General features: G+C 72.5%; 18 protein-coding genes. 10 read left to right on the top strand and 8 right to left on the bottom strand.

The features are described 5' to 3' along the window. Positions 1-21: 21 nt before the first annotated feature. Both OG937_17615 and OG937_17610 read left to right on the top strand, forming a co-directional pair. The gene (locus OG937_17615) at positions 22-462 is read left to right on the top strand and encodes a sec-independent translocase (protein ID WUD73367.1); all 441 of its coding nucleotides are present in this window, start codon (positions 22-24) and stop codon (positions 460-462) included. 78 nt (positions 463-540) lie between these two features. Continuing rightward, the gene (locus tag OG937_17610) at positions 541-1,152 is read left to right on the top strand and encodes a hypothetical protein (protein ID WUD73366.1); all 612 of its coding nucleotides are present in this window, start codon (positions 541-543) and stop codon (positions 1,150-1,152) included. Between the two features lie 87 nt (positions 1,153-1,239). Here the strand turns inward: OG937_17610 and OG937_17605 are convergent, their stop codons facing one another. From OG937_17605 to OG937_17595, 3 genes are all read right to left on the bottom strand, one after another. Next, positions 1,240-2,397, bottom strand: a complete 1,158-nt coding sequence (locus tag OG937_17605; protein WUD73365.1) for an Mrp/NBP35 family ATP-binding protein — start codon at positions 2,395-2,397, stop codon at positions 1,240-1,242. Between the two features lie 79 nt (positions 2,398-2,476). Continuing rightward, on the bottom strand, positions 2,477-3,004 hold the full coding sequence (locus tag OG937_17600; protein WUD78790.1) for a DUF1003 domain-containing protein: 528 nt from the start codon (positions 3,002-3,004) through the stop codon (positions 2,477-2,479). Further along, a complete protein-coding gene (locus tag OG937_17595) occupies positions 2,968-4,227 on the bottom strand; it encodes a CBS domain-containing protein (GenBank protein ID WUD73364.1) in 1,260 nt (419 codons plus the stop codon). Before OG937_17595 ends, OG937_17600 begins: the two co-directional genes overlap by 37 nt. Before the next feature lie 203 nt (positions 4,228-4,430). On the opposite strand from OG937_17595, the gene OG937_17590 reads away from it, so the two are divergent. Beyond that, complete coding sequence (locus OG937_17590; GenBank protein ID WUD73363.1) at positions 4,431-5,102, top strand: hypothetical protein; 672 nt, start codon at positions 4,431-4,433, stop codon at positions 5,100-5,102. A 9-nt stretch (positions 5,103-5,111) separates the two neighbouring features. On the opposite strand, the gene OG937_17585 is transcribed toward OG937_17590, so the two are convergent. Then, positions 5,112-5,639, bottom strand: a complete 528-nt coding sequence (locus OG937_17585) for a hypothetical protein (protein ID WUD73362.1) — start codon at positions 5,637-5,639, stop codon at positions 5,112-5,114. A 223-nt stretch (positions 5,640-5,862) separates the two neighbouring features. Here OG937_17585 and OG937_17580 point away from each other — a divergent pair, with 223 nt between their 5' ends. Beyond that, a complete protein-coding gene (locus OG937_17580; protein ID WUD78789.1) occupies positions 5,863-6,723 on the top strand; it encodes a DMT family transporter in 861 nt (286 codons plus the stop codon). Between the two features lie 8 nt (positions 6,724-6,731). Here the strand turns inward: OG937_17580 and OG937_17575 are convergent, their stop codons facing one another. Further along, a complete protein-coding gene (locus OG937_17575) occupies positions 6,732-7,847 on the bottom strand; it encodes a magnesium and cobalt transport protein CorA (protein ID WUD73361.1) in 1,116 nt (371 codons plus the stop codon). A 440-nt stretch (positions 7,848-8,287) separates the two neighbouring features. Here OG937_17575 and OG937_17570 point away from each other — a divergent pair, with 440 nt between their 5' ends. The 4 genes from OG937_17570 (at position 8,288) to OG937_17555 (ending at position 11,282) form a co-directional block, all read left to right on the top strand. Further along, complete coding sequence (locus OG937_17570) at positions 8,288-8,878, top strand: suppressor of fused domain protein (GenBank protein ID WUD73360.1); 591 nt, start codon at positions 8,288-8,290, stop codon at positions 8,876-8,878. A 163-nt stretch (positions 8,879-9,041) separates the two neighbouring features. Next, complete coding sequence (locus OG937_17565; GenBank protein WUD73359.1) at positions 9,042-9,680, top strand: hypothetical protein; 639 nt, start codon at positions 9,042-9,044, stop codon at positions 9,678-9,680. An 82-nt stretch (positions 9,681-9,762) separates the two neighbouring features. Further along, on the top strand, positions 9,763-10,632 hold the full coding sequence (locus tag OG937_17560; GenBank protein ID WUD73358.1) for a PHP domain-containing protein: 870 nt from the start codon (positions 9,763-9,765) through the stop codon (positions 10,630-10,632). A 41-nt stretch (positions 10,633-10,673) separates the two neighbouring features. Next, positions 10,674-11,282 carry a MarC family protein gene (locus OG937_17555; protein ID WUD78788.1) on the top strand — a complete coding sequence of 203 codons (609 nt, stop codon included), beginning with the start codon at positions 10,674-10,676 and terminating at the stop codon, positions 11,280-11,282. 107 nt (positions 11,283-11,389) lie between these two features. On the opposite strand, the gene OG937_17550 is transcribed toward OG937_17555, so the two are convergent. After that, positions 11,390-11,539 (bottom strand): hypothetical protein, encoded by a 150-nt coding sequence (locus OG937_17550; protein WUD79096.1) that lies wholly within the window; start codon positions 11,537-11,539, stop codon positions 11,390-11,392. A 222-nt stretch (positions 11,540-11,761) separates the two neighbouring features. Between OG937_17550 and OG937_17545 the strand changes: the two genes are divergently transcribed. Beyond that, complete coding sequence (locus tag OG937_17545) at positions 11,762-12,670, top strand: NYN domain-containing protein (GenBank protein ID WUD73357.1); 909 nt, start codon at positions 11,762-11,764, stop codon at positions 12,668-12,670. On the opposite strand, the gene OG937_17540 is transcribed toward OG937_17545, so the two are convergent. After that, positions 12,667-13,548, bottom strand: coding sequence for an alpha/beta hydrolase (locus OG937_17540; protein WUD73356.1), 882 nt, complete (start codon positions 13,546-13,548; stop codon positions 12,667-12,669). The two genes, OG937_17545 and OG937_17540, sit on opposite strands and share 4 nt — an antisense overlap. Before the next feature lie 128 nt (positions 13,549-13,676). Further along, positions 13,677-15,317 (bottom strand): DEAD/DEAH box helicase, encoded by a 1,641-nt coding sequence (locus OG937_17535; GenBank protein ID WUD73355.1) that lies wholly within the window; start codon positions 15,315-15,317, stop codon positions 13,677-13,679. 485 nt (positions 15,318-15,802) lie between these two features. Here OG937_17535 and OG937_17530 point away from each other — a divergent pair, with 485 nt between their 5' ends. Further along, the gene (locus tag OG937_17530; protein ID WUD73354.1) at positions 15,803-16,537 is read left to right on the top strand and encodes a ferritin-like domain-containing protein; all 735 of its coding nucleotides are present in this window, start codon (positions 15,803-15,805) and stop codon (positions 16,535-16,537) included. The last annotated feature ends 17 nt before the right edge of the window (positions 16,538-16,554 follow it).

Below are 16,554 nucleotides of genomic sequence, written 5' to 3'. Positions count from 1 at the left end.
AGGACCACGAGGAGCTGCACGGTGTTTTCAGACATAGGCGCGCTGGAGGTCGTCGCGCTCGTGATCCTTGCCGTGCTCGTGTTCGGGCCGGACAAACTGCCCAAGGTCATCAAGGACGTGATGCAGTTCGTCCGCAAGGTGCGGGAGTTCTCCGACAGCGCGAAGGCGGACATCCGCAGCGAGCTGGGTCCGGAGTTCAAGGACTTCGAATTCGAGGACCTGCACCCGAAGAACTTCGTCCGGAAGCAGTTGCTGGACAACGACGAGCTGGGCCTGAAGGAGATCCGCAACGGATTCGACTTCAAGGAGGAGATGTCGGCGGTCACCGACGCCGTGCACGGCCGCGACAGCGGCGGCGGCTCGGGTTCCGCCGCGGGGTCCTCGGGCACCCCGGACCGGCTGCGCAAGCGCGACGGCCTGACGCCCGGCGAGGCCCCGCCGTTCGACTCCGACGCCACCTGATGCAGGGGCCTGCCCCGATCACGTAGCGCGAGTGGCTATTCTCCCTTTGTTTGCCCTTATGGAGGAGGCGCCGCGCGTATGGAGACCACAGCTGATCCGGCGGATCGTACGACCGGCGGCTATCTCAAGGCCGACTTCACCTGGTACGGACTGGACGAGGCGTTCACCGGCGACCGCTGGCTCGCCCCCGTCGGCATGAGCGCCGACGGCACGGTCGAGCACGGCTCCACCGGCCACGGCGACGAACCGTCGGTCAAGGTCGAGCCCACCCCCGACCACCGCCGCTTCGTGGTGGTCGTCACGGTCGCCGACCGCCCGGTCCGGCGCAGCTCGGACGGCACCGGCGTGCTGGACGCCACCTCGGTCGCCTCGGCGGCCTGGCTGGCGGGTTCCGGACTGCTGACCTGCACCTGGCCCACCCAGATGGAGCGGCACCTGCGGCAGAACTGGCTCGACCAGCAGACCGCCATCGCCTGGGACCTCGCGGACAACCTCGAGGGCCCCGACTGGTCGGCGCTCAGCCTGCCGGTGGACGGCGTTCCCACGCCGTTCCACTACCGGGAGTCGGAGTACGGCTGGGTGATGGCCGGATCGGCGCGCGGGGTGCACCTGGGTGCCTTCGGGCGCGGGATGAGCGCCTACGGCCTCGGCCTGGCCCAGGTGAAGGACATCACCACGTACCGGCCGTGAGGCCGTGAGCGACGGCTCAGGGGCGCCTCCCGGACCGGGAGGCGCCCCTGAGGTGTTCCGGGAGCCGGTCGCGGCCGGCCCGCCGGTTCAGAACTTGTTGCGCGGCGTGATGCCCAGCGACATGCCGGCCAGTCCGCGCTGACGCCCGCCCAGCTTGCCCGCGATGGCCCGCAGCGCCGAGCCGGCCGGGGACTGCGGGTCGGTCAGGACGACCGGGCGGCCGTCGTCGCCGCCCTCGCGCAGCCGCACGTCGATGGGGATCTGGCCGAGCACCGGCACGGTCGCGCCGGTGGTGCGGGTCAGGCCCTCGGCGACCCGCTCGCCGCCGCCGCTGCCGAAGACGTCGACCATCTCGCCGCAGTGCGGGCAGGGCAGCCCGGACATGTTCTCGATGACGCCGACGATCTTCTGGTGGGTCTGCACGGCGATGGTGCCCGCGCGCTCGGCGACCTCGGCCGCCGCCTGCTGGGGCGTGGTGACCACGAGGATCTCGGCGTTCGGGACCAGCTGCGCGACGGAGATGGCGATGTCGCCCGTGCCGGGCGGCAGGTCGAGCAGCAGCACGTCCAGGTCGCCCCAGTACACGTCGGCCAGGAACTGCTGCAGCGCCCGGTGGAGCATCGGGCCGCGCCACACGACCGGGGCGTTGCCCGGGGTGAACATGCCGATGGAGATGACCTTCACACCGTTGGCCGAGGGCGGCATGATCATGTTCTCGACCTGGGTCGGACGACCGTCCGCGCCCAGCATCCGCGGCACGCTGTGGCCGTAGATGTCGGCGTCGACCACACCGACCTTCAGGCCGTCGGCGGCCATCGCGGCGGCCAGGTTCACCGTCACCGAGGACTTGCCGACGCCGCCCTTGCCGGAGGCGACCGCGTACACCCGGGTCAGCGAGCCGGGCTGGGCGAAGGGGATCTCCCGCTCCGCCTGCCCGCCGCGCAGCGAGGTGGCCAGCTCGCGGCGCTGCTCGTCGCTCATCACGTCCAGCTCGACGGCCACCGCGGTGACCCCGGCGACCTTCGACACGGCGGTGGTCACCAGGTTGGTGATGGTGTCCCGCAGCGGGCAGCCCGACACCGTCAGGTACACGCCGACCCGCACCGCGCCGTCGTCCGCGATGTCGACCGACTTGACCATGCCCAGGTCGGTGATCGGCTTGTGGATCTCGGGGTCGTTCACCGTCGCGAGCGCGGCGCGCACCGCGTCGGGCGAGGGGGAGGAGCCGTACGCTTCGGTAGCCATGCGTCGATGGTACGTCCCGCACCGTGCCCGCAGGACCCCCGGTGGGCGGGTTCACACGGCGGCGGGACGACCCCGGCGGTCACTCCGCCTCGGCACGCTGCCGCTGGTCGATGTCCTTCAGCAGCTCCTGCAGTTCGGAGCGGATCCAGTCGCGTGTGGCGACCTCTCCCAGGCCCAGCCGCAGCGCGGCCACCTCGCGGGTCAGGTACTCGGTGTCGGCGATGCTGCGGTCGTTCGCCTTGCGGTCCTGCTCCAGGTTGACCCGGTCGCGGTCGTCCTGCCGGTTCTGCGCCAGCAGGATCAGCGGGGCGGCGTAGGAGGCCTGCAGCGACAGCATCAGGGTGAGGAAGATGAAGGGGTAGGAGTCCCAGCGCAGATGGCGGGGCGCCAGCGCGTTCCACGCCACCCACGCGATGATCACCACCGTCATCCAGACGATGAACCGCCCGGTCCCCAGGAAGCGGGCGATCTTCTCCGAGAGCCGCCCGAACGCCTCCGGGTCGTAGGAGGGCAGGAAGCTGATCCGCGGTACCCGCGGCTGGTCGAGGCGGACGCGGGGGCGCTCGTCGCTCACTGCGCCGCCTCGTGCAGCTCCGTCTCGCGCCAGTCCTCCGGCAGCAGGTGGTCCAGGACGTCGTCGACGGTGACGGCGCCCAGCAGCGATCCGCTGTCGTCGACGACCGGCACGGACACCATGTTGTACGTCGCGAGGAAGCTGGTGACCGCCGGCAGCGGGGTGTCCGGCGACAGTGGTTGCAGGTCGCTGTCGAGGAGCGCGCTGACCAGGGTGAACGGGGGGTCGCGCAGCAGCCGCTGGAAGTGCACCGTGCCCAGGTACTTGCCGGTCGGGGTCTCGTCCGGCGGCCGGCAGACGTACACCTGGGCGGCGAGCGCGGGGGACAGGTCCGGGTTGCGGACCCGCGCCAGGGCGTCGGCGACGGTGGCGTCGGGGCGCAGCACGATCGGCTCCGTGGTCATCAGACCGCCGGCGGTGCGCTCCTCGTACGACATCAGCCGGCGCATGTCGGCCGCCTCGTGCGGCTCCATCAGTCCCAGCAGCCGTTCCTGCTCCTCCTTCGGCAGTTCGGCCAGCAGGTCGGCGGCGTCGTCCGGGTCCATCGCCTCCAGCACGTCGGCGGCCCGCTCCTGCTCGAGCTTGCCGAGGATCTCCACCTGGTCGTCGTCCGGCAGCTCCTCCAGGACGTCGGCGAGGCGGTCGTCGTCGAGGGCCGCGGCGACCTCGGCGCGGCGCTTGGGCGACAGGTGGTGCAGGACGTTCGCCAGGTCGGCGGCGCGCAGCTGGTCGAAGGTGGCGAGCAGCGCCTCCGCGCCCTGCGCGTGCTCGTCCAGCGAGAAGCCGGTGACTGCGGACCACACCACGGTCAGCGTCTCCCCGCTGCGCCGCAGCGGGCCGCCCTTGCCGCGGCGCACGAAGGCCTTGTCGATCTCCCAGTCGCGGCGCGCGGCGAGCCGCACCATGGACACGTCCAGCACGGTCACGTCCTCGCCGGTCTCGACCAGCGTCACCCGCTGGTCAAGCAGCTCGCCGAGGACCAGGGTCTCGGTCGGGCGCTGTTCGAAGCGCTGCATGTTGACGACACCCGTGGTGATCACCTGACCGGACTCCACGCCCGTCACCCGCGTGATCGGCAGGAAGATCCGGCGCCGGCTGACGACCTCCACCACCAGACCCAGCACACGCGGCGGCCGGCCCCCGACCCGCAGCATCACGACCACGTCCCGGACCCGGCCGACCTGGTCGCCGTTGGGATCGAAGACCCGCACCCCGGACAGGTGCGAGACGAAGACCCGGGAGGTTCCCGCTGGCATGCCGCCAGGCTAACTCCGCCCCCGCCCCCCAGGCGCGCGGTAATGCTCCACGGGGGCTTCGCACGGCGTTCACAGCGGTTCACCCGGCCAGCGGTACGCTGCGGTAGCTTCGGCTCCGCTTCGCCGCTGCCCTCGTGTGACGGGCGCGTACAACTGCAGGAGGAAGAGAACACGTGATCCCCGGCCGCAGGTCAGCCGTCCTCGTGAGCCTTCTGGGCGCGGTCCTGGTGTTCGTCGGAGCGACGGGGTGCGCGGGTGATCCGGACGCGGGGACCAACGGCGTCGGCAAGCTGCCGGCCGGGACCATCGAGAAGCGCGCCCGCACCGCCGCCGACGCGGCCGACACGGTGCGGCTGTCCGGCACCGTCGTCAGCAAGGGGCGTGCCTACACCCTCGACATGCGGCTGCGCGGCAACGGCGGCCTGGGCGAGGTCACCTCCGAGGGCAGCACCTTCGAACTGCTGCGGGTGGGCGACGACCTCTACCTCAAGGCGGGCGCCGGCTTCTACGGCGACCAGGTCGGCGCCAAGCTCAAGAACAAGTACGTCAAGGTGCCCGCCGGGGACCCCACGTACGACCAGTTCAGCGGCTTCACCGACAAGGAGGTGCTGCTGGAGGGCCTGTTCGTCCTGCACGGCGAACTCGCCGTCGGGGACCACCGCTCGGTCGGCGGCGTCCGCACCATCGCGGTCACCGCGGACGGCGGCAACGGCGGCACGATCGACGTGTCCCTGGAGGGCAAGCCGTACCCGCTGCGCTACGAACGTGCGGGCGGCGCCGGCACGCTGACCATGGCCGACTGGGGCAAGGACTTCACGCTGCGCGCGCCGGACGAGGACGACGTCGTCGACTACGGCAAGGCCGTGACGCAGTAGGCCCGGGGCTCAGGCCCTCTTGCGGCGCCGCAGCAGCAGCTTGGGCAGACCGGCCGGGACCGGGTGGCGGGTGGTCGCGGCCGTCGGCACCGGGGCCGCCGCGCCACTGGCGTCCGTCATCGCGCCGGGGCGCTCCAGGGGGTCGCCGGTGGGCTCCAGGCGCAGCACGCGGCACTCGCGGGCCCAGCGTCCGGTCATCGTCTCCGCGTCCGGCGCGTTCAGCCGCTTGCCCTTGAGCTCCTCCACCGCGGCCGTCCACGCCTCGCCGTCCGGGCGCAGCTCGGTGACCCGGACCGCGAAGACGACCAGCCGGCCGCCCTTGTCCTTGCTGCGGACGGTGACCGTGGCGGTGCCGCCGTCGGTGAGTCCGGGCCCGGGCAGCGGCTGCTCGCCGGGGCCGCCGCCGACGACCACCACGGCACCGTCGACCCAGGCGTGCCACAGCGCCTGACCGTCGGCCCAGAGCAGACCGGACTTCTTCACGGCCTCCTCGATCAGGGCCTGGTCCAGCTGCGGCTGCGTCACGGTGTCCGTCATGCGCCCACCCTATGACGTGGGCCGCGCGGGCCGCCGCCGTGGTGCCGCACACATGGTGAGACGACAGGAGCTCGGGGCCCGGACGGGCCTTACGCTAAGGAGGCCACCGTCCCACCGTGCCCCGAGGAGACACCGCGTGTCCGCCGCGCCGTCCGCCAGCACCACGCCCGCCGTACCGAAGGCGGACACCGACTCCGGCGCAGCCCCGCACGGGAAGCCGCCACTGGACTTCGCACTCCTGGCCGTCGCCATCGCCGGTGTCTCCCTCTCCGCGCCGCTGATCGCCGCCACCGCCGCGCCCGCGCTGGCCATCGCCTTCTGGCGGAACGCCATGGCCGTGGGCGTGCTGAGCCCGTTCGCCTGGTTGCGGCACCGGCGGGAGCTGCGGGGGATGGGCCGCCGTGCGTTCTGGCTGTCGATCGCGTCCGGCCTGGTGCTGGCGCTGCACTTCGGGCTGTGGCTGCCGAGCCTGACCATGACCTCGGTCGCGTCCTCGACGGCGCTGGGCACGACGACGCCGGTGTGGACCACCCTGATCCTGTTCATGCGCGGCCACCGGCCGCCGCGGATGGTGTGGCTGGGCTCCGCGCTGGCGGTCGCCGGCGTGGTGCTGCTGACCGGCGTCGACCTGTCGCTGTCACCGCGCGCCCTGGTCGGGGACGCCCTGGCACTGGGCGGCGGCATCGCGGCGGCGGGGTACGTCCTGCTCGGCGCGGAGGTGCGACGGACCGTCAGCACGACCGCGTACACCTACGTCTGCTACTCCACCACGGCCGTGGCCCTGCTGGCCGTCTGCCTGGCCTCGGGCTCGGCGCTCGGCGGTTACGACGGCGGCACCTGGGCGAAGCTCGTCGCCCTGACCGTGGCCGCGCAACTGCTCGGCCACAGCCTGCTCAACCGGGTGGTGCGCGGGCTCGGGGCGTCGACCACGTCCACGGCGATCCTGCTGGAGACGCCGGGCGCCGCCCTGGTGGCGGCGGTCTGGCTGGGCCAGACCCCGCCCGTGGCGGCCTACCCGACGCTCGCGGTGATCCTCGCGGGGCTGGCCCTGGTGATCCTGGCGGACCGCAGGAAGGCCGGTTAGGGCCTGCCCTACAGCCAGCCGTTGCGGCGCAGGATGCGGTGGATGGCGAGGCAGATCCCGCCGATCGCGACCAGCACCATCGGGTAGCCGTACCGCCAGTGGAGTTCCGGCATGTGCTCGAAGTTCATGCCGTACACACCGCAGATCATGGTCGGGACGGCGATGATCGCCGCCCATGAGGTGATCTTGCGCATGTCCTCGTTCTGCGCGACGGCCGCCTGGGCGAGGTTGGCCTGCAGGATGGAGTTGAGCAGGTCGTCGAAGCCGACCACCATCTCGTGGACGCGGGCGACGTGGTCGGCCACGTCCCGGAAGTACTTCTGGATCTCGGGGTCGACCACGCGCATCGGCCGCTCGCTGAGCATCTGCATCGGGCGCAGCAGCGGGGACACCGCCCGCTTGAACTCCAGCACCTCGCGCTTGAGCTGGTAGATGCGCCCCGCGTCGGTGGCCCGCGGGGACTTGCCCTGGGCGGAGAAGACGTCGATCTCCACCTCGTCGATGTCGTCCTGCACGGCCTCGCTGACCGCCAGGTAGTCGTCCACGACCTGGTCGGCGATGGCGTGCAGCACCGCGGAGGGCCCCTTGGCGAGCAGCTCGGGGTCGTCCTCCAGGCGGTGCCGCAGGGCGCGCAGCGAGCCGTGGCCGCCGTGCCGGACGGTGATGACGAAGTGCCGGCCGGTGAAGACCATCACCTCGCCACTTTCCACCACCTCGCTGGTGGCGGTGAGTTCGGCGTGCTCGACGTAGCGGATGGTCTTGAAGACCATGAAGAGCGTGTCGTCGTAGCGCTCCAGCTTCGGCCGCTGGTGGGCGTGGACGGCGTCCTCCACGGCCAGCGGGTGCAGTCCGAACACCTCGGCGATCTCCGCGAACTCCCGCTCCGACGGCTCGTGCAGGCCGATCCAGACGAAGCCCTCGTTGCCGCCGCGCACCTTCTCCAGGGCCTCGCGCGGCGAGATGTGGTCGCTGCCGCGGCGGCCGTCCCGGTAGACGGCGCAGTCCACGACCGAGCTGGGCGTGGCCGACGAGGTGCGGGAGCGGTCCGGGCCGTAGTCGTATGACGTGCTGCTCTTGCGCAGGGCGGGGCGGACGACTGCGCGCAGGTCGCGGATCATCGACATGGCAAGCTCCTTCACGGACTGGCCGGGCTGAAATGCGGATCAGGGCAGGGTGATCACCGTTGATCACTGCGCAGTTCAGGGAGCTCTTCCGGAGGCGGCAGGGCGGACCCGGGCAGGCCGTTCGAGCGGACACGCGGCGCCGTCACACGCTCGTGCTCGTGCTCGTGGAAATCCGAGAATCCCCGTCGGTTCCGTGGTTCTTTGGTTTCACGCCCGGGTGACCGGGTACGGAACGCGGGGGATCAGGAGGGTTGCCGGGCGGAAGAGCTGCCGGTACTGCACGGTCGACTAGGATCCATTGCAGCCCCACCTCCTCCGGCCGATCCCCGCTGGGGGAAAGTGGCACGCCTCTACCGGCGTAGCCGACGGCCCACCTTATCAGGCGCCTCCTGCGCGAAGCCGCGGCTTTGCACGTTCCATACGCGCTCTATGCTCACTTCATGGTCGACGTACTGGGGCTCGTTGAGGCGCGGCTGCACATGGCCTTCGGTGAGCCGGACGCCCGCGCCGCGGTCACCTTCCTGGGCACCGAACGGATCGAGGTGCTGCGCTTCCGCGAGGGTGAGCTGCTGCGGTACGTCACCCTGGGCATGTCGCGCGCACCGATGAACGACCCCGTCACCGTCGTCGCGGACCCGGTGCGCGGCCCGCGCGCGGAGCTCGTGCTGACCCTGCGCGGCGGGCGCGGCGCCGACACGGACAAGGTCCTGCGGCCGCTCGCCGTACTGGCCGCCAGCCCCCAGGTCGAGGGCGTCGTCGTCGCGCCGGGGAACTCGCTGGACGTGAGCGAACCGCTGTGGCCCGGGGCGGCGTTCTCGGCCGTCCTGGTCGCCGAGCCCGGTGGTCTGGTGGAGGACCTGGAACTCGACGCCCCGATGGACCCGGTCCGCTTCTTCCCGCTCCTGCCGATGACGGCGAACGAGGCCGCCTGGAAGCGGGTGCGCGGCGCCGGGGCGCTCCAGGAGCGCTGGCTGCAGGCGGGCACCGACCTGCGCGACCCGCAGCGCGCGGCGGTCCCCCTGACGGACTGAGCCCCGGCGGTCGGTGACGCCCCCTCAGCGGTCCGCGCGGGCCCGCCTCCGGGCGACAGGCGTGACCGGTGGGGGAGGTGTGCCGTGCGGCGACGCCACGCGTCGAACTCGGACGGGTGATCGTCCTTGACGCGGGCACGCCGCCGGAGGACCGTGGGGCGTTATGAGGGGCGAACCCAGTTGCCCGAAGTGCGGTGGCCGGGTCCGAGCGCCCGGGCTCTTCGCCGACTCCTGGCAGTGCGACGAGCACGGCGCCGTGTATCCGTTGCAGCCTGTCGTGCCGCCGAGTGTGGAAGCCCTCGGCGTGGTCGTGAGCCGGTCGCACGTCCCGGTGTGGATGCCCTGGCCGCTGCCGGTGGGCTGGCTGTTCACCGGCGTCGCGTCCGCGGGGGACGACCGCAGCGGCGGACGGGCCACGGCGGTGGCGTGCTCGGGGCCGGGGCCGCTCGGCGGGCAGGGCGAGATGGTGCTGGTGGCGGAGGAGCTCGGGGTCGGGCTCGGGGCGAGGTTCGCCGGGATCCCGGGGCCGGACCCCGGTCCGGCGATGTGCATCGGCAAGCCGCCGGCCGCCAAGGTGATCGCGGCCGGGAGGCCGACCGGCCTGTGGCACGTGAACGGGACGCCACCGGACCGCGCGGTCTTCGCGGGCGAGTCGTTCGGGCTCTGGCTGTGGGCGGTCGTGTGGCCGGAGGAGTCGGGCCTGCTCATGTACGACGAGCTGATACTGACCGATCTGCGCGAGGCCGGCGCCGAAGTCGATCTCGTACCGTGCGGGGCGCTCTCCCCTCGCCTGCTCTCCTGAGATTCACAGGTTGTCCGGGCAGTTATCCTGGTAATCACAACCCCTGAATCCGTCCGAGCACCGAGCGCCTGGAGTGACCTGCGTGCGAATCGATCTGCACACCCACTCCACGGCCTCCGACGGCACGGACACCCCCGCAGAGCTGGTCCGGGCCGCGGCCGCGGCCGGGCTGGACGTCGTGGCCCTCACCGACCACGACACGGTCGGCGGCTACGCCGAGGCCGAGAAGGCGCTGGCCGAACTGCACGCCGCGGGCGCCGCGGCGCCGGTCCTGGTCACCGGCGCCGAACTCTCCTGCCGCATCGACGGGGTGAGCCTGCACATGCTCGCCTACCTCTTCGACCCGCAGGAGCCGGAGCTCCACCGGGAGCGCGAGCTCGTGCGCGACGACCGGATGCCCCGCGCGCAGGCCATGGTCGCCCGGCTCCGCGAGCACGGGGTGCCGGTGACCTGGGACCGCGTCGCCGAGATCGCCGGCGACGGTGCCGTGGGCCGGCCGCACATCGCCCAGGCGCTGATCGAGGCGGGACTGGTGGACAGCATCGCCGAGGCGTTCACGCCCGAGTGGATAGGGCCGGGCGGGCGCGCCTACGTCGAGAAGCACGAACTCGACCCCTTCGAGGCGATCCGGCTCGTCAAGAACGCGGGCGGGGTGACGGTCTTCGCCCATCCCGCCGCCGTCAAGCGCGGCACCTGCGTGCCCGAGGGCGTCATCCACGACCTGGCCGCGGCCGGGCTCGACGGCATCGAGGTGGACCACATGGACCACGACGAGCCGACCCGTGCCCACCTGCGCGCCCTCGCGGCGGAGCTGGGACTGCTCCCCACCGGGTCCAGCGACTACCACGGCACCCGCAAGACCGTCCGGCTCGGTGAGTACACCACCGACCCCGAGGTCTACCGGGAGCTCGTCCGCCGGGCCACCGGCGCGGCGCCCCTCACCCGTCCCTGACCCCCCACCCACCCCCGCAACCCTTCGCAAGGCCCATGGATCTGTTCTCCCTCACCCTGTTCGGGTCGGTCTTCGTCACGCTCTTCGTGATCATGGACCCGCCCGGGATCACCCCGATCTTCCTCGCCCTCACCTCCGGCCGCGCGGCCAAGGTCCAGCGCCGTATGGCCTGGCAGGCCGCCACCGTCGCGCTGGGCGTCATCACCGTCTTCGGCATTTGCGGCCAGCAGATCCTGGACTACCTGCACGTCTCGGTGCCGGCCCTGATGATCGCCGGCGGTCTGCTCCTGCTGCTCATCGCCCTCGACCTGCTCACCGGCAAGGCGGACGAGCCCACCCAGACCAAGGACGTCAACGTCGCGCTGGTGCCGCTCGGCATGCCGCTGCTCGCCGGGCCGGGCGCGATCGTGACGGTGATCCTCGCGGTGCAGCGCGCGCACGGGTTCGGGCAGCAGCTGTCGGTGTGGGTCGCCATCGTCGCGATGCACGTGGTGCTCTGGCTGACGATGCGTTACTCACTGGTGATCATCCGTCTGATCAAGGACGGCGGTGTGGTGCTGGTCACCCGGCTCTCCGGCATGCTGCTCTCGGCGATCGCGGTGCAGCAGATCGCCAACGGGGTCTTCGGCTTCATCCGCGGCGAGGGCTGACGGACCGTCGGCGGAATCCGGACGCGAGAAGGGCCCCGTACCGTGGTGTACGGGGCCCTTCGCGTTCATGGCGTCCGGCCGTGCGGCCACGCCGGGGTGACGGGGCCTTACTGGGCCGGGCGGATGTAGATGCGCTGGCCGATCGCGGCGGCCTGCTGGACGATCTGGTCGACGGAGGCGGCGTCCACGACCGTGCAGTCGACGGCGCGACCGTCCTGGTCGTTGAGGCGCATGATCTCGAAGCGCATGGTGTTCACGGCTTCTCCCTTCGTCCGGGCACTCCTCCATTGGAGTACGGGGCTGCTTCGCAGCCGTTACCTGCCTGGGTCATTCATGTATCAACAACAGTTGCCCCCGCGAAAACCTTCCCTGTCCTAAAGAAAATTTTTCCCACGCATCTACCGGTGGGTAGCCACCGGTACCGGCGGTCCTGGTTCCGGTTGTGTGTGCGGACGGAACCGCCGGACAATGTGATCTCTATGAACGACGACGCCCTTTCCGCCATCGCCGCCGGCATCGAGCGCACGAACGAGCTCCTGCAGCGGGTGCTCGCCGAGGTCGCCACGACCCCGGCGACCCACGCCGTGTTCGTCGACGCCGGGTACGTGTACGCCGCGGCCGGTCGCCTCGTCGCGGGCACCGAGGACCGGAGGGCCTTCGAACTCGACGCCGAGGGCATCATCGAGGCCTTCATCGACCGGGCCCGCACCCTCTTCGCCGACAGCCGCCTGCTGCGCGTCTACTGGTACGACGGCGCCCGCCGCCGCATCCACACCGCCGAGCAGGAACGCATCGCCGAGCTCCCCGACGTCAAGGTGCGGCTCGGCAACCTCAACGCCAGCCGCCAGCAGAAGGGCGTCGACTCGCTGATCCGCAGCGACCTGGAGTCACTGGCCCGGCACCGCGCCATCAGCGACGCCGTCCTGATCGGCGGCGACGAGGACCTGGTCTCCGCGGTCGAGGCCGCCCAGGGCTACGGCGCCCGCGTCCACCTGTGGGGCATCGAGGCCGCCGACGGCCGCAACCAGGCCGACCCCCTGCTGTGGGAGGTCGACAGCCTGCGCACCCTCGACCTCGACTTCTGCAAGCCGTACATCACCCGGCGCACGGCCCCCGTCTACGGCGACGCGCCGATCCCCACCGGGCCCATCCCGACCCGTGAGGACGTGCACTTCGTCGGGGCCCGGGTCGCCTCGCAGTGGCTGGCGACGCGCGGCCGCGACTCCCTGGCCGAGCTGCTGCCCGGCCACCCGTACCTGCCGCCGGCCTACGACCAGGAACTGCTCGTCGAGGCCGAGGGCATGCTCAACATCTCGCTGCGCGGCCACGCCGACCTGCGGCGCGTGCTGCGCGACGGCTTCTGGGAGCACCTGCAGGCGCGGCTCTAACCCCAGAAGCCGATCAGCGCGCCGGCGGTGCGGGCCGGCTGCTCGGCGTTGGGGGAGTGCTCGGCCCCCTCGACCACCACGCGGCGGGCGCCGAGGCGCTCGGCCATCGCGTCCAGCCACGGGACGGGCCAGGCGTAGTCCACCGCGCCGGAGAGCACCAGCTTCGGCAGGGGCACGGCCGCGAGTTCCGCCACCCGGTCCGGCTCGTCGAGCAGCTGCCGGCCGGTGGCCGTCAGTTGTTCGGGCGCCGTCGCCAGCCAGCGGCGGTGCAGGAACTCCTCGACCGCGCCCTCGGCGTTCGCCGTGCCTTCGAGGTCCTCGGCGTCCAGCTCGCGCATCGCGCGCCACACGCCCTCCATGTCCATCGCGGACAGCGCCTCGAGCAGCAGCTTCGTACGGGCCTGCTGGGCGGGTTCGATGGCGGCCGGACCGGAACTCATGAGGGTGAGCGACGCCCAGGGCAGGGCGGCGCCGTCGCCGTGCTCGGCCAGGACGGCGGCGCGGACGACCAGGCCGCCCATCGAGTGCCCCAGCAGGTGCACCGGCTCGCCGGGAGCGGTGCCCAGTGCGGCGGTCTGCGCGACGACGTCGGCGGCCAGCTCGGCCTGTGCGTACGCCGCCTCGTCCCGCGGGCCCGGCGACTCGTGCTGGCCCCGGCCGTCCACGGCGACCGTGCGGTAGCCGGCGGCCGCGAGCGGCTCGAGCAGCGCGACGAAGTCCTCCTTGCTGCCCGTGAACCCGGGCACCAGCAGGGCGGTGCCGCGCCGCGGCGTGCCGGCCGGCGGGACGGCGTCCAGCACGGCGAAGGCGCCGCGGGCCGTCTCCAGGGGGTACGCGGTGGCGTTCTCGGGCAGCGTCAGGAACGGCGGTCGGCTCATGCGCCGAGGCTAGCCGGGCCGGGTTGCCCCCACACGACGCGGGCCCCGACCTCCGGCGCCGCGCGGGCGAACGCCGACGGCCGGGCGCCCCACGAGGGGCGCCCGGCCGTCCGGGTACGGGTGTCGCGTCAGCCGGTGGCCTCGTCGGCCGGCTTGGCCGTCCGCGTGCGGCGACGGCGGCGGACGGTCTTGGCCGCGCCCTCGCCCTCCGCGGGAGCCGCTTCCGGGGCCGCCGCCTCGACGGCGGCCGGAGTCTCGGCACCGGTGGCGGCGCCGGACCGCGTACGGCGACGGCGGGGGGCCGGGACCTCCTCGGCCGCCGGGGCGGCGGCCGTGACGGTCTCGGTGCCCGAGCCCGTACGGGTGCGGCGACGGCGGCGCGGAGCCGGGGCCTCGGCGTCCGGGGCCTCGACGGTCTCGACGACCGCCTCCGCCTCGGCGGACACCCCGTCGACCGTCTGTCCGCCGCGGGTGCGGCGGCGCTGGCGCGGCGTACGGGTGCGGGCCGGACGCTCCTCCGCCTCGGCCGAGGCGGCCGGGCCGGACTTGCGGCCACCACGGCCGCGCCCGCGGCCGCCGGTCTCGCCGAGGTCCTCGATCTCCTCCGCGTCGAGGCCGGCCCGGGTGCGCTCCGCCCGCGGCAGGACGCCCTTGGTGCCCTCGGGGATGCCGAGCAGCTCGTAGAGGTGGGTGGAGGTGGAGTACGTCTCCTCCGGGGCGTTGAACGGCAGGTCCAGCGCCTTGTTGATCAGCTGCCAGCGCGGGATGTCGTCCCAGTCGACCAGCGTGATCGCCGTGCCGGACGCGCCCGCGCGGCCGGTGCGGCCGATGCGGTGGAGGTAGGTCTTCTCGTCCTCCGGCGTCTGGTAGTTGATCACGTGGGTGACGCCCTCGACGTCGATGCCGCGGGCGGCGACGTCGGTGCAGACCAGGACGTCGACCTTGCCGTTGCGGAAGGCGCGCAGCGCCTGCTCGCGGGCGCCCTGGCCGAGGTCGCCGTGGACGGCGCCCGAGGCGAAGCCGCGCTGCTCCAGCTGCTCCGCGAGGTCGGCCGCGGTGCGCTTGGTACGGCAGAAGATCATCGCCAGACCGCGGCCCTCGGCCTGCAGGACGCGGGAGACGAGCTCCGGCTTGTCCAGGGAGTGGGCGCGGAAGACGTGCTGGGTGATGTTGGCGACGGTGGCGCCCTCGTCGTCCGGCGAGGTGGCGCGGATGTGCGTGGGCTGCGACATGTAGCGGCGCGCCAGACCGATGACGGCGCCCGGCATCGTCGCGGAGAAGAGCATCGTCTGCCGCTTGACCGGCAGCATCTCGATGATCTTCTCGACGTCGGGGAGGAAGCCCAGGTCGAGCATCTCGTCGGCCTCGTCGAGGACGAGGGCGCGGACGTTGCGCAGGTTGAGCTTCTTCTGGCCGGCGAGGTCCAGCAGACGCCCCGGGGTGCCGACGACCACCTCGATGCCCTTCTTCAGGGCCTCGACCTGGGGCTCGTACGCGCGGCCGCCGTAGATCGCCAGCACGCGCACATTGCGCACCTTGCCGGCGGTGAGCAGGTCGTTGGTGACCTGCGTGCACAGCTCGCGGGTGGGGACGATCACCAGGGCCTGGGGACCGTCGACGACGTCCTCGGGCTTGGCGCGCCCGGCCTCGACGTCGACCGGGACGACGACCCGCTCCAGGATCGGGAGGCCGAAGCCCAGGGTCTTGCCGGTGCCGGTCTTGGCCTGGCCGATGACGTCGTTGCCCGCGAGGGCGACCGGGAGCGTCATCTCCTGGATCGGGAAGGGAGTGGTGATGCCGACGGCCTCGAGGGCCTCGGCGGTCTCGGGGAGGATCCCCAGGTCACGGAAAGTCGTGATGGTGGTCAGGATGCTCTGCCTCTTCTGTTTGGGACGCGGCGCTGAGCGTGTGAACGGGGGAGGGTCGAGCGCAGGGAACTGCGCTGACCGCGCGAGGTGTCGTACGGCCCTGGGTGGCCGAGGTGCGCGGGACCGCTGCCCTCGCGCGCGCCGCGATACGGGCCCCTCCCCACGTGGGGAGGGCGGTCGGTAGGAGCCGATCGGGCCACCGACCGGGCATCCATTCATGCGTGACCCGCCGGGTCACCTGGCGGGTCCATATCACTGTACCCCGGAATGACACACCTGCGGCGGATGGATTTCGGGGTACGTGGGACAGGTCACGTCGCTGCTTCCGCGCGCCGGGGCCGCACGGGATGGTTGCCGCGCTGGTGGGGTTGGCTATTGTGCGCAGCATGGAGACGCCTGACACCCCCGCCGACACCCCCGCCGAGACGACCATCGCCGCCAAGGACTGGGTCGCCGCGTCCGCGGACCCGCAGTACCGCGCGGCGGTCGTGGACCTGCTCGGGGCACTCGCGTACGGCGAGCTGGCCGCCTTCGAGCGGCTCGCGGAGGACGCCAAGCTCGCGCCGTCCCTGGAGGACAAGGCGGAGCTCGCGGCGATGGCGTCCGCCGAGTTCCACCACTTCGAGCAGCTCCGCGCGCGGCTCACCACCGTCGAGGCGGACCCGACCGCGGCGATGGAGCCCTTCGCCGCCGCACTGGACGAGTTCCACCGCCTGACCGCGCCGTCGGACTGGCTGGAGGGCCTGGTCAAGGCGTACGTCGGCGACTCCATCGCGTCCGACTTCTACCGCGAGGTCGCCGCCCGCCTGGACGCCGACACCCGCGAGCTGGTGCTGGCCGTGCTGGACGACACCGGCCACGCCTCCTTCGCGGTGGAGAAGGTGCGCTCCGCCATCGAGGCCGACCCGCGGGTCGGCGGGCGGCTCGCGCTGTGGGCGCGCCGGCTGATGGGCGAGGCGCTGTCGCAGGCGCAGCGGGTCGTGGCGGACCGGGACGCGCTCAGCACGATGCTGGTCGGCGGGGTCGCGGACGGCTTCGACCTCGCGGAGGTCGGCCGGATGTTCACCCGGATCACCGAGGCCCACACCAAGCGGATGGCGGCGCTGGGCCTGGCCGCCTGAGCGGTCCGGGCCGTGGG

This window comes from Streptomyces sp. NBC_00510 (assembly GCA_036013505.1).
GTDB lineage: Bacteria > Actinomycetota > Actinomycetes > Streptomycetales > Streptomycetaceae > Actinacidiphila.
The sequence above is the reverse complement of the archived record's forward strand: the minus strand, read 5'-3'. Positions and strand labels throughout refer to the sequence as shown.